Source organism: Devosia sp., assembly GCF_041917035.1.
Taxonomy (GTDB): domain Bacteria; phylum Pseudomonadota; class Alphaproteobacteria; order Rhizobiales; family Devosiaceae; genus Devosia_A.
This window is the reverse complement of record NZ_JAYRYM010000111.1, coordinates 1-12,153: the sequence shown is the minus strand read 5'-3', so window position 1 is coordinate 12,153 and position 12,153 is coordinate 1. Positions and strand designations below refer to the sequence as shown.

The 12,153-nt window shown below is 67.8% G+C and carries 13 protein-coding genes; 7 read left to right on the top strand and 6 right to left on the bottom strand.

What is annotated here, in order from left to right:
* Positions 1–1,222, top strand: a 1,222-nt coding sequence (gene ettA, locus ACE3TU_RS12510; protein WP_374624632.1) for an energy-dependent translational throttle protein EttA, incomplete at its 5' end; no start/stop codon positions are given.
* A 391-nt stretch (positions 1,223–1,613) separates the two neighbouring features.
* Here the strand turns inward: ettA and ACE3TU_RS12505 are convergent.
* Both ACE3TU_RS12505 and ACE3TU_RS12500 read right to left on the bottom strand, forming a co-directional pair.
* Positions 1,614–1,772 (bottom strand): hypothetical protein, encoded by a 159-nt coding sequence (locus tag ACE3TU_RS12505; RefSeq protein ID WP_374624630.1) that lies wholly within the window; start codon positions 1,770–1,772, stop codon positions 1,614–1,616.
* Between the two features lie 133 nt (positions 1,773–1,905).
* Positions 1,906–2,685 (bottom strand): DpnI domain-containing protein, encoded by a 780-nt coding sequence (locus tag ACE3TU_RS12500; RefSeq protein ID WP_374624628.1) that lies wholly within the window; start codon positions 2,683–2,685, stop codon positions 1,906–1,908.
* A 228-nt stretch (positions 2,686–2,913) separates the two neighbouring features.
* On the opposite strand from ACE3TU_RS12500, the gene ACE3TU_RS12495 reads away from it, so the two are divergent.
* Entirely contained in the window at positions 2,914–3,198 is a 285-nt protein-coding gene (locus ACE3TU_RS12495) for a hypothetical protein (RefSeq protein ID WP_374624626.1), read from the top strand.
* 272 nt (positions 3,199–3,470) lie between these two features.
* Here the strand turns inward: ACE3TU_RS12495 and argG are convergent, their stop codons facing one another.
* Positions 3,471–4,808 (bottom strand): argininosuccinate synthase, encoded by a 1,338-nt coding sequence (gene argG, locus ACE3TU_RS12490; RefSeq protein WP_374624624.1) that lies wholly within the window; start codon positions 4,806–4,808, stop codon positions 3,471–3,473.
* 396 nt (positions 4,809–5,204) lie between these two features.
* On the opposite strand from argG, the gene tam reads away from it, so the two are divergent.
* Complete coding sequence (gene tam / locus ACE3TU_RS12485) at positions 5,205–5,969, top strand: trans-aconitate 2-methyltransferase (protein WP_374624622.1); 765 nt, start codon at positions 5,205–5,207, stop codon at positions 5,967–5,969.
* A 74-nt stretch (positions 5,970–6,043) separates the two neighbouring features.
* Here the strand turns inward: tam and ACE3TU_RS12480 are convergent, their stop codons facing one another.
* Positions 6,044–7,429 carry an FAD-binding oxidoreductase gene (locus ACE3TU_RS12480; RefSeq protein WP_374624620.1) on the bottom strand — a complete coding sequence of 462 codons (1,386 nt, stop codon included), beginning with the start codon at positions 7,427–7,429 and terminating at the stop codon, positions 6,044–6,046.
* Between the two features lie 156 nt (positions 7,430–7,585).
* Between ACE3TU_RS12480 and ACE3TU_RS12475 the strand changes: the two genes are divergently transcribed.
* The gene (locus tag ACE3TU_RS12475) at positions 7,586–8,437 is read left to right on the top strand and encodes an alpha/beta fold hydrolase (protein ID WP_374624618.1); all 852 of its coding nucleotides are present in this window, start codon (positions 7,586–7,588) and stop codon (positions 8,435–8,437) included.
* A gap of 102 nt (positions 8,438–8,539) precedes the next feature.
* Positions 8,540–9,049: a hypothetical protein gene (locus ACE3TU_RS12470; protein ID WP_374624616.1), complete on the top strand. Its 510-nt coding sequence runs from the start codon at positions 8,540–8,542 to the stop codon at positions 9,047–9,049.
* Positions 9,050–9,102: 53 nt separating this feature from the next.
* Here ACE3TU_RS12470 and ACE3TU_RS12465 read toward each other — a convergent pair whose 3' ends face one another.
* The gene (locus tag ACE3TU_RS12465) at positions 9,103–9,552 is read right to left on the bottom strand and encodes a host attachment protein (RefSeq protein ID WP_374624614.1); all 450 of its coding nucleotides are present in this window, start codon (positions 9,550–9,552) and stop codon (positions 9,103–9,105) included.
* A gap of 170 nt (positions 9,553–9,722) precedes the next feature.
* Between ACE3TU_RS12465 and rarD the strand changes: the two genes are divergently transcribed.
* On the top strand, positions 9,723–10,637 hold the full coding sequence (gene rarD, locus ACE3TU_RS12460; protein ID WP_374624612.1) for an EamA family transporter RarD: 915 nt from the start codon (positions 9,723–9,725) through the stop codon (positions 10,635–10,637).
* Here the strand turns inward: rarD and ACE3TU_RS12455 are convergent.
* A complete protein-coding gene (locus tag ACE3TU_RS12455; protein WP_374624610.1) occupies positions 10,634–11,548 on the bottom strand; it encodes a hydrogen peroxide-inducible genes activator in 915 nt (304 codons plus the stop codon). The two genes, rarD and ACE3TU_RS12455, sit on opposite strands and share 4 nt — an antisense overlap.
* Positions 11,549–11,746: 198 nt before the next feature.
* Here ACE3TU_RS12455 and ACE3TU_RS12450 point away from each other — a divergent pair.
* Positions 11,747–12,153, top strand: a 407-nt coding sequence (locus tag ACE3TU_RS12450; protein WP_374624608.1) for a peroxidase family protein, incomplete at its 3' end; no start/stop codon positions are given.

Here is a 12,153-nt window from a genome sequence, read left to right as displayed (position 1 = left end):
GCTCGGCTGCCCGCCGGGCGATGCCTCGGTGGACAAGCTCTCGGGCGGCGAGAAGCGCCGCGTGGCGCTGTGCGCGCTGCTGCTGTCGAAGCCCGACCTGCTGCTGCTCGACGAACCGACCAACCATCTCGATGCCGAGACCACGGCCTGGCTCGAGCGGCACCTGCGCGAGTTCGAGGGGGCGGTGCTGATCATCACCCACGACCGTTATTTCCTCGACAACGTCACCGGCTGGATTCTCGAGCTCGACCGCGGCCGCGGCATCCCCTACGAGGGCAATTACTCGGCCTATCTGGGCGCCAAGGCGAAGCGCTTCGCCCAGGAGCAGAGCGAGGACGCGGCGCGCGCCAAGGTGCTGGAGCGCGAGCGCGAGTGGATGGGCCAGAGCCCGCAGGCGCGCATGGCCAAGTCCAAGGCGCGCATCCGGGCCTATGACGAACTGGTCAAGATCAACGAGGCGCGCACCCAGTCGAGCACCGCGCAGATCATCATCCCGCCGGGCGAGCGGCTGGGCCAGAACGTCATCACCGTCGAGGGCATCTCGAAGAGCTATGGCGATCGCCTGCTGATCGACAACCTCAGCTTCAAGCTGCCGCCGGGCGGCATCGTCGGCATCATCGGGCCGAACGGGGCGGGCAAGACCACGCTGTTCCGCATGCTCACCGGGCAGGAAAAGCCGGATTCGGGCACGATCAGCGTCGCCGAGAACGTGCACCTGGGCTATGTCGACCAGAGCCGCGACAGCCTCGCGCCCAACAAGACGGTGTGGGAGGAAATCTCCGGTGGCAACGACATCCTGATGCTGGGCAAGCGCGAGATGAACAGCCGCGCCTACACCTCGGCGTTCAACTTCAAGGGCGCCGACCAGCAGCAAAAGGTCGGCAATCTCTCCGGCGGCCAGCGCAACCGCGTGCACCTCGCCAAGATGCTGAAGAGCGGCGCCAACGTCCTCCTCCTCGACGAGCCGACCAACGACCTCGACACCGAAACCCTCGCCGCCCTCGAAGAGGCGCTCGAGGAATTCGCCGGCTGCGCGGTGATCATCTCCCACGACCGCATGTTCCTCGATCGCCTCGCCACCCACATGCTGGCCTACGAGGGGGATTCGCACTTCGAGTGGTTCGAGGGCAATTTCCAGGACTACGAGCAGGACAAGATCCGGCGGTTGGGCCCGGACAGCGTCAACAACCACAAGGTGAGCTACAAGAAGCTGACGCGGTAAGGGGCGCCCTTGTCCTCCCCGGCAAGAGGGGGAGGCCTATCGCAAAACGGCGCTGAGAGCGGTCGGGACCGCCTTCTCCCCTTGCGGGACTTCGAGCCGGTCGCGTAGCGATCAATCGCTCCAGCGGAGCGATTGAAGGCGAAGAAGGTGCCCGAAGGGCGGATGAGGGGTTTCTTGCCCGCATCGTAGACCCCTCATCCGGCGCTGCGCGCCACCTTCTCCCGCAAGGGGAGAAGGGAGGCCGCGCGATGGGAGCCGCCCTCCCCCACGGACCATTCACCGGCGGGCCAGGACCCCACAGGCGGTCAAGTATCCCCCGGAGTCATTCCCGCGAAAGCGGGAACCTCCGTTTACCGAACCACAGGACAAACGGAGATTTATTCCGGTCCTGTTAGTCCCAATACGCGGCCTGCCGGTACGTGATGTACGCCGCCGCGGCTTCGGGGCTCGGCGCGACCGCCACCCGGCCATAGCGCGGCTTGTCATCGGCGCTGAGCGGGGACTCGTAGATCGCGAAGCGGCCTTCCTCGGGTTCAACGAGGAATGTCAAGTCCTCGCTCTCCACCGGAGACCAGTCCCCAGAGCCGCACTTGGGGCATTCGTCGTCGCAACTGCAGGACCACTCGTCCTCCCAGTCCGTGCCGCAGTCGCCGCAGTGGTAGTGGTTCCGGAACCATGCCATTTCAGGGCCCTCCCGCGCGCAGACGATAGCGCCCGCCGCCGAGAAATTCCAGATAGCCGTTGTCCCGCAGCACTTGCAGTTGTTGTCTGATCTTGGGCCGGACATTGTTGTTGCCGGGATAGATGCTGCTCAGCCGCGCCTCGTAGGCATAGACATCGCTGAGCTCGAACTCCGGGCGGCCGATTGCGTCCACGGACTTCATCACCTCGATGAGCCAGCCGCGCGCCTCGATGCTGGCCCGCTTGAGAAACAGCGTGCTCTTCCATTTGGCGAGGACCGCGTCCCTGGGTTCGGCGATGCCGTTGCGCAGAACGAAGATGCGGCCCGCCTCGGGCACCTTGCCGATCAGGATGTTCGAGCCTCGCCAGCCGGCACGCCGTGCGGTGGGCTTCAGGGGTGGCCGTGCCTGGATGATCTCCGGGACAAAGAAGTGCTTGGGGACAATGCAGGCGTTGCGGACTTCGCGCGCCTCGCGGTCGTAGTTGAGGACGAGCAGGTGCGGGTTGGTTGCGGAGGTGAGCCGGGCGATCTTGCTGTCGTAGGCGCCGTCGGCGACGGTGGTTCCGAGGCTCTGCCCGCGCTTGGCCTTGACCTCGAACTGCTCCGCACAGACGGGACAAACGAAATCGGCAACCGGACTGTTGTTCGCAAGCTGCGCGAGCCTCGGGCTGCCGCAGTTGATGCAGAACATTTCCCTCGCCACCCAGCCCTCGGTCCACACCCGGGCCTGCTGGGAGCCACTGTCGTAGGGAGTCTGCGATTCTTCGAACCCAAGCTTCATGGCGCCACGCTATCCGGCGTCCAAGGGCAGCAGCAATGCCCGCTCAGAAGCAGTGTGGCCACTCCCCCGCTGCCCTCTTGTTCCAGCCCCCACTACGGTGTCGCCCCGGCGCAGGCCGGGGTCCATCGACGGCGCTGGGCGAGAACGGCGCGTCCTCGAACTCAAGCCCGGCCCTCGGTTTGCATGCTTGGGAAGAGCGCCTATCCTTCAGCCGTTGGGAGACGTGCGATGTTCGAGGTCCCGTTGAACGCTGAAGCTCTGGCAGTCCTTTTCGAGCTTGCCGCGAAGTCGGGTGTGTCTCCCGAGGAGTTCGCACGCCGCGCTATTCTCGACAGGATGGAGGATGCCGAGGACTATCTCGCTGCGGCAGAGCGGCTGCGGACGAGCGATGGCGTCACAGTCGCGCTCGATCAGGTGATGGCAAGGCTGCAGGCCGAGGCAGTAGCCTCTGGCGCTCTGGAACCGACCGATCAGGCGTTTGTGGATGCCGTCTCGGATTGGTCGGAGCGTTAGCAGGGCATGCGGCTATCGGTTTGCGTTGATCTGAGATCCGTCAGTCGGGTCTCCCTCATGGCTTGGGCAGCAGTCGGGATCGCCTTCTCCCCTTGAGGGAGAAGGTGCCCGAAGGGCGGATGAGGGGTGTTTTGCCGGCGTCGCAGACCCCTCATCCGGCGCTTCGCGCCACCTTCTCCCTCAAGGGGAGAAGGGAGGCGATCCAATCGCCAACGCCCCCACCCAGCTCCGAGACCGCAGGACACCGAGTCCCGTCGCCGAAGTGCCCCCCGCTACTCCTTCCCCCCCTCGATCCTGAACATCTCGCCACCTTCCCCGATCGAGACCAGCCCGGTCTTGGCGTAGATCTCCAGCTTCGCGCGGGTGTCGGCGATATCGAGGTTGCGCATGGTCAGCTGCCCGATGCGGTCGGCCGGCGAAAAGGGCGCGTCCTCGACCTTTTCCATGCTCAGCCGCTCGGGCGCGTAGGTGAGGTTGGGGCTCTCGGTATTGAGGATCGAGTAGTCGTTGCCGCGCCTGAGCTCCAGCGTCACCTCGCCGGTCACGGCGTTGGCCACCCAGCGCTGCGCCGTCTCGCGCAGCATCAGGGCCTGGCTGTCGAACCAGCGGCCCTGGTAGAGCAGGCGGCCGAGCTTCAGCCCGTTGATGCGGTACTGCTCGATGGTGTCCTCGTTGTGGATGCCGGTCACCAGCCGCTCGTAGGCGATGTGCAAGAGCGCCATGCCCGGCGCCTCGTAGATGCCGCGGCTCTTGGCCTCGATGATGCGGTTCTCGATCTGGTCGCTCGTGCCCAGCCCGTGCCGGCCGCCGATGGCGTTGGCCTCGAGGAACAGCGCCACCGGATCGGCGAAATTCTGCCCGTTGAGCGCCACCGGCTGGCCCTGGGCGAAGCGCACCGTCACCGTTTCGGCCGGCACGGCCACCTCGGGTCGCCAGAAGGCGACGCCCATGATCGGGTTGACGATGCGGATGCCGCTGTCGAGCTGTTCGAGGTCCTTGGCCTCGTGGGTGGCGCCGAGCAGGTTGCTGTCGGTCGAATAGGCCTTCTCGGCGCTCATCTTGTAGGCAAAGCCGTTGGCCGACATGAAGGCCGACATCTCGGCGCGCCCGCCCAGTTCGTCGATGAACTGCTGGTCGAGCCAGGGCTTGTAGATCCTCAGGTTCGGGTTAGTCAGCAGGCCGTAGCGGTAGAAGCGCTCGATGTCGTTGCCCTTGAAGGTCGAGCCGTCGCCCCAGATGTTGACGCCGTCCTCCTGCATGGCGGAGACCAGCATGGTGCCGGTGACGGCGCGGCCGAGCGGGGTGGTGTTGAAATAGGTCACGCCGCCGGTCGAGATGTGGAAGGCGCCGGCCTGGATGGCGGCGATGCCCTCGTGCACCAGTTGCGTGCGGCAATCGACGAGCCGCGCCTTCTCGGCACCGAAGGCCATGGCCTTCTTCGGAATCTCGTCATAGTCGGCCTCGTCCGGCTGGCCCAGATTGGCGGTATAGGCGTAGGTCCTCGCGCCCTTGAGCTTCATCCACAGCAGCGCGGCGCTGGTGTCGAGCCCGCCGGAAAAGGCGATGCCGACCTTGTCTCCCTTGGGCAGGCTCTTCAGGATCGTACTCACGGGGGGCTCCAGTCGGCTCGTAGGGTTGGGGACGCTGTCGGCCGCGCGCATAGCAAATTCCGCATGGCTCGCCTAGCGGCAGGAGGCGCCGGGCGGTCCCCCGGCCCGGCGCGACGCGGGGACAGGGCCGTTCAGCATCGCGGCGATGCTGTGTTGCAGACGTGGATTTTCTGCGGCAGCCGGTCGGGCGGCACGGCGCTTCCGCCGGCGCTCTTCGGTAAAAGTCATATATTTCAGATGGTTGCGAGTAATTCCCGCCATCCGGAGTCATGCGATACTAGGCCCATCGCCCATGCTGCCGAGGTGCCGGACGCCACGAAAGAATCTATCCCCCATTCCCCCGCGAAGCCGGGGCGCTTAAGGCAGGGTGTTCCCGCATCCGCACCCGAGGCGCCCATGTCCGACTGGTCCCCCGCCGCCTACCTCAAGTTCGAGGACGAGCGCACGCGTCCGGCCCGCGACCTGCTCGCGCAGGTGCCGCTCACCGCCCCGCGTCGCGTCGTCGACATGGGCTGTGGCCCCGGCAACTCCACCGAGCTGCTCGTCGAGCGGTTCGCCGCGGCCGAGGTGATCGGGCTCGACAATTCGCCCGGCATGCTGGCCGAGGCGACGCAGCGCGTGCCCGGGGCGCGGTTCGGCACAGCCGATGCCGGCGCGTGGGTGCCGGAGGCGGGGACCGATCTCGTCTTCGCCAACGCCATCTACCAGTGGGTGCCGGAGCACCTCGCGGTCCTGCCGCGTGTCGTCGCGGCCTTGCCGGAGGGCGGCGTGCTCGCCGTGCAGATGCCCGACAACATGGCCGAGCCCAGCCACGTGCTGATGCGCGAGGTGGCGGCGTCCGGCCCCTGGGCCGAGCGGCTGGGCGATGCCGCCCGCCTGCCGCTGCCGCCGGTCGCGACCTATTACGACGCGCTGCGGCCGGCGGCGCGACGCGTCGAGATCTGGCACAGCATCTACAATCACGCGCTCGCCGGCCCCGAGGCGATCGTCGAGTGGGTGAAGAGCACGGGCCTCCGGCCGTTCGTCGATCCGCTGTCGGCGGACGAGCGCGAGCTGTTCCTCGGGCGCTATCTCGAGCGCATCGCCGAGGCCTATCCGCGCCTGTCGGACGGCCGGGTGCTGCTGCGCTTCCCCCGCCTGTTCATCGTCGCGGTCCGCTGAGCGGCCCTCGCGGATGCGAACGGCCGGCGGGGCTCGCATCCCGCCGGCCGTCGCGTCGTCCCGAGGCGCGGGCGTCAGGCCGCGGGCGGGATGTTCTGGTTGAGCCGGAACAGGTTCTCCGGGTCGTAGCGCCGCTTGATCTCGCGCAGGCGCTGCCAGGTGGCGGCGGGGTAGGCGGCGGCGAGGCCGAGGGCGCCTTCCTGGGCGAGGAAGTTGACGTAGGCCGGGCTCTGCGCGCCGGGCCTGAGGCCCGCCATCGCGTCGATGGCCCAGCGCTCATGGCCGGCGGCGTGCGACCGGTCGGCGTACATCGCCATGAAGGCGACGAGCAGCCGCCCGTCACGATGACCGAAGGCGGTGGCGTCGGCCGGCACCCGTCCATAGGCGCCGCCCAGGGGGCGGAGCTGGCCCAGCTTCATCGGCGCATCCGAGGCCTCGAGCGCGGCCAAGAGGGCCGCCGCCTCGGCGGTGCCGAAACGGGTCACGTAGCGCGAGCGGATGGCGACCGAGGCGCGGACCTCGGGCGGCGGGTCCATCGCGTACATGGACGAGTAGGGTGCCTCGCCGACCAGGTCGGCGATCGGGGCGGCGAGGGCGCGGAACGGCGCGAGCGCGGCCTCGGCGCCGTCGCGCTCGCCCGAATAGGCGAGCATGGCGACGAGGGCCAGCCGGCCGTGCATCTCGGCCGGGACGAACGGCACCGGCGGCAGCGGCATGACGTTGCCGATGGTGGAGAGCGTCTCCGGGGCCGCCTCGGCCGCCGCCACATAGGCGGCGATCACCTCGGCGGTGGCGGGCAGCACCAGCGGGCCGCCATAGAAGAATTGCAGCGGGTGCAGGCGGAACTGCAGCCGGGTGACGACGCCGAAATTGCCGCCGCCGCCGCGGATCGCCCAGAACAGGTCGGGATGGCTCCCGGCATCGGCGATGACGATGTCGCCATCGGCGGTGACCACCTCGGCCGCAAGCAGCGAGTCGATGGTCAGCCCGTGCTTGCGCACGAGGTACCCGACGCCGCCGCCGAGCGTCAGCCCGCCGACGCCCACCGTGCCGGCATCGCCGAAGCCGACGATCAGTCCGTGCTGCTCGACGGCGCGGGTGACGGCCCCGGCGGTCAGTCCGCTGCCCACCCATGCGGTGCGGGCCAGGACGTCGATCTCGATGCCGTCGAGCGCGCGCAGGTCGATGACGAGGCCATGGTCGATGCTGCTGTAGCCGGCGGTCGAATGACCGCCGCTGCGGATGGCGAGGGGCAGGTCGGTGGCGCGGGCGAAGTTGACCACCGCGGCGACGTCGGCGGCATTGGCGACGCGGATCAGCGCGGCGGGCCGGCGGTCGAAATTGTCGGTCGCCACGGCGCGCAGCGCGTCGTAGTCGGTCGCGGCGGGGGTGACGACGCGACCGCGCAGGGCCGTGGCCAGCATCTCGATCTGGTCTTCAATGGGGAAACGCTTGTCCATTTTGGCAATACTCGTTGTGGGGTATCTGGAATGGGCGGGCCGTCTAGTCGCGGTCCCGTGAACGGCGCCTGAACGCGGCGCTCAGCCTGCGGTCAGGCACTGGCCGCAGCGTCCGGCCGGTGCTACACGCCGCCGTCATCGCCGAGGAGAACCGCCATGTCCGCACCGTTTGAGATCGAGTTCGATGGCGCCAGCCTGCGCGGCGAGGCCGATGGCTTCGGCATCCCGGTGGTGTTCCTGCATGCCGGAGTGGCCGACCGGCGCATGTGGGCGGGGCAGATGCGCGCCCTTGCCGAAGAGGGGTATCACGTCGTCAGCTATGATCGGCGCGGCTTCGGCGAGACCGAGACCGCCGACGTGCCGTTCAACCACCTGGTCGACCTCGAGGCGGTGCTCGACCGGCTGAGCATCCACGCGGCCGTCCTCGTCGGCTGCTCGATGGGCGGCGGGCTCGCCATCGACTTCGCGCTCGAGCACCCCGAGCGCACGATCGGGCTGGTGCTGGTCGGTACCGCCGTCACCGGCGCCGAGGGCTATGAGATCGACGACGAGGTGATGGCACTCGAGGAGGCCGCGGACTACGCCCTCGAGCGCGGCAACACCGGAACCGTCAACCGCATCCAGGCCCATCAGTGGCTCGATGGGCCCTATGGCGAGGCCGGGCGCGTCACCGGGCCGGTGCGCGAGCTGTTCCTCGCCATGAACGAGATCCACCTCAACCACCCGCGCCTGACGCAGGAGGAGCGGCCCGAGTCGGCGTTCGACAGTGTCGGCAGCATCCAGGCGCCGACCTTGCTCGTCGTCGGCGAGCTCGACTGCTCGGACATCATCGCCATTCACGAAGATCTCTCGGAGGAACTCGAGAACGCCTTTGCCGTGGTGCTCGAGGATACGGCGCACCTCCCCAGCCTCGAGCGACCCGACCTGTTCGACCCGCTGCTGCTCGAGTTCCTCGAAGCGGTGACCGGGCAGGGTGACGACGAGGAAGAGGTCGACGGGGAGCGCTGAGCGGGCGCGGCAAAGTGCCGTTCCCGAACAGAATCCCGCTTGCCAGCCGGTCGTCGTCACAGCAAGCTGGAGAGGGGGAAATCCACCGAGGGACGCTCCGGAATGATCAAGTCTTTGCTTCTGGGCGCTGCGGCGCTCGTCATCAGTGCCGCGCCGGCGTTCGCCTGCGACACCATCAACAGCCAGAAGATCAAGCTCAGTGCCTGTATCGACGACAGCGACTGGGTGCTGCAGGCTCCGCAGGGGGCGCAGGAATTCCTGTACTTCTCGGGCGACGAGACGATCGGCTTCACCATCATCACCGAGAAGGAGACGGTGGCCGTCTCCGACTATCGCTCCGCCATTCTCAACAATGCGGCGGTCGGTTCCAACATTTCGGTTGATCAGGTCCAGGTGCTCAAGGAGCGCATCGAGAATATCGGCGGCCGGCCGTGGAACGTCATCGAGTACCAGGTCGGCGAGCCGGGCCAGGAGCTGCTGTTCCAGAACTTCTACTATGTGCAGCCGGGCTTTGGATCGACGCAGTTCGTGTACTGGAGCATCGCGTCGGACGGGCGGTCGGCCGCCTATCGGGCCGGCCAGATGCTGTCGACGGTGCAGTTCACCAACTGATCGCCGCGGACAGGCTGAGGCAAGGCCCGCGATCACCCGCGGGCCTGTGCTTTTCAGATGGCCAGGTGGGCGGCGAGACTGGCCTCGAGATCAGGCGTCGAGAGCTTGGTCAGGTCCTTGGGCAGCTCGAGCATGATCACGTCGCGCAGCGGCTTGCCGAGGGCGGGCCTGAGGTCGCCGAGCGCCGTCGGCGCGGCCGCGACGATCAGCCGGCTGAACGCTCCCGCCGCCAGCCTCTCGGCCAGGACGTCGGCGAGATGCTCGACGAAGCGACGCTCGCGCAGTGCCACCGGATCGGACGAGGGCTGCATCGCACTGCGGCCGTGGCCCACCGAGGAGAAGCTGCGGCCCGGTCGATCGCTGACGATCTCGCGTGCCTGCAGATGCTCGTCCTCGAAACTGAGACCGGCGACGGCGCGCAGCCCCTTTCCGGGGCCGAGGTGCTCGAAGACCTTCGCCTGCCCGCCGTCGGCGACGAGGACCCAGGTGACCTTGCCTTTCATGACCGCTTCTCCTTGCTGAGGTTCATGGTGCAGACCAACGCATTCAACGTGGTGTCGGTTTGACCGGCATCAAGCCCGGCACTGAAAGCAATCACAAACTCTGATTGGCCGGACGGGGCATCGGCTGCTAGAAGCGCCGCGTCATCGGCCTCCGGCCGGGAAGGCTCGTCGTGGCATCCGTTTCCAGCACAACCGATCTCAAGCAGCAGGACAGCGGCCTCGCTGCCGGCGTCACCGCCTACCTGCTCTGGGGGTTTCTCCCCATCCTGTTCGAACTGGTGCTGCAGCGCGGCGTCGAGCCGCCGATCCTGGTGGCGGATCGCACGATATGGTCGCTGCTGCTGGTCGGCGCCCTGTTGGTCGTCGGCGGGCGTACGGCGGAAGTCCGGGCCGTGCTGCGCGACTGGCGGGCGGTCCGCTCGATGGCGACCGCCGCGCTGTTCCTCGCAGCGAACTGGCTGATCTACGTCTACGCCGTACAGACCGACCAGGTGCTGGAAGCCAGCTTCGGCTACTTCATCAATCCGATGGTCAACGTGGCGCTGGGCATGCTGCTGCTCGGCGAGCGGCTGAGCCGCTGGCAGGTGGTTTCGGTCGCGGTGGCGCTTGTCGCTCTTGCCATCCAGGCGGCCGGAATCGGGGGCATCCCCTTCATCGCGCTCGGCCTTGCGGTGACCTTTGCCCTCTACGGCTACCTGCGCAAGACGATCAAGGCCAGTTCGGCGGCAGGCCTGCTCATCGAGACCCTGCTGCTGGCGCCGGTGGCCCTGGGGTACATCGTGTTCACCGTGGTGCGCGACGGCACGATCGGCCCGCATGGCGACCCGGCGACGCTGCTGCTGCTGCTGCTCACCGGGCCGGCAACGGCTGTCCCGCTTTTGCTGTTTGCCTTTGCCGTACAGCGATTGCGGCTGACCACGATGGGCATGCTGCAGTACATCGCGCCCTCGATCGCGTTTCTGCTGGCGATCGGGGTGTTCGGCGAACACCTCAACGCCACGCGGCTCGCCAGCTTCGGGCTGATCTGGCTGTCGCTGGTGATCTACACCGCCGACTCGATGATCCGTCGCCGCCGGGCCACCTAAGCCGGCGCGGCCATGGCGGCTTCCGCGCCGCAGCGGCGGATACACTCGGCGACCGCCTCGTAGATGCCGCCGAACGGCGTTCCTTCACGCCAGACCAGCCTGAGCACGCGGCGCGCCCCGGGCGCCTGCAGCCGGTGGATGCGGATGCGATTGCCGGAACTCTCCTTGCGCACCGCGATCTGCGGCAAGAGCGTGATGCCCTGGCCGTTGGCGACGAACTCGACCAGGGTCGACAGCGAAGTCGCCGCAAAGGTCCGACGCCGCGTGGCTGGGTCGAGCGCGCAGGCCGCGATCGCCTGGTCGCGGAAGCAGTGTCCCTCGTCGAGCAGCAGCACGCGGTCGCCGTCGATGTCGGCGAGCGGCATGGGGTCGCCGGCCGCATCCTCCGGGGGCGTCGCCAGCACGAACTCATCGGCGAACAGGGGGGTGGAGACGAGCCGCGGGCCGCCCGGGTGCGGGTCGCTGGCGATCAGCGCCAGGTCGAGGCTGCCGTCGCCGAGTGCGGCCAGCAGCTGGTCGGTACGGCTTTCGCTCACCGTGAAGCTCACATCACCCAGGTCCTTGTGCAGGTTAGGGAATATCCGCGGCAGCAGGTAGGGCGCGACGGTGGGGATCAGGCCGAACCGCAGCGCTCGGCCCGGGCGCCCGTGCCGGCCGGCAAGGAAGGCGTCGAGTTCGGCGCTCATTTCGAGAATCGGCCGGGCCCGCTCGATGAGCTCGCGACCCAGCGGGGTCGGTCGGACCGATTTTCCCAGCCGGTCGAACAGGGGGGAGCCGCAGCTCTCCTCCAGCTGCCGGATCTGCTGGCTGAGGGCAGGCTGCGTGACACGGCACTGCTCGGCGGCCCGGCCGAAATGCCCGGTCTCGCCGAGCGCCACGACATAGGAAAGCTGGCGAAGAGTGGTCGTCATCAGGCCAGGTTATCATGGCGAGTAGCGCAATCAATTGGCCTTATCCAACCGACTTGGCCATAGTGCCGCACAACACAACCACGGCAGACCGTCGGGGTTCCAGCGGGAGCGGTTCCGCCGGGCTCCCGTCTCCGCCGTTTGTGGCTTGCTGCCTGGACCTTTAGGCCCTCGGAGGGCCGAAACCGATGGAGACAATCGATGGATGCAATGGCCGAAGACGGCGCCGGCAAGTGCCCGGTGGTACATGGATCGACCGGGACGACCAATCGCCACTGGTGGCCCAACCAGCTTGACCTGTCCGTCCTGCATCAGCACTCGGCGCTGTCGAACCCGATGGGCCAGGCGTTCGACTATGCCGAGGCCTTCAAGTCGCTCGATCTGGCAGCGCTGAAGAAGGACCTCGCGGCGCTGATGACCGATTCACAGGACTGGTGGCCGGCCGATTTCGGGCACTACGGTCCGCTGTTCATCCGCATGGCCTGGCACAGCGCCGGCACCTACCGCATCGGTGACGGTCGCGGCGGCGGGGGCGCCGGCCAGCAACGCTTCGCGCCGCTCAACTCCTGGCCGGACAACGCCAACCTCGACAAGGCCCGGCGCCTGCT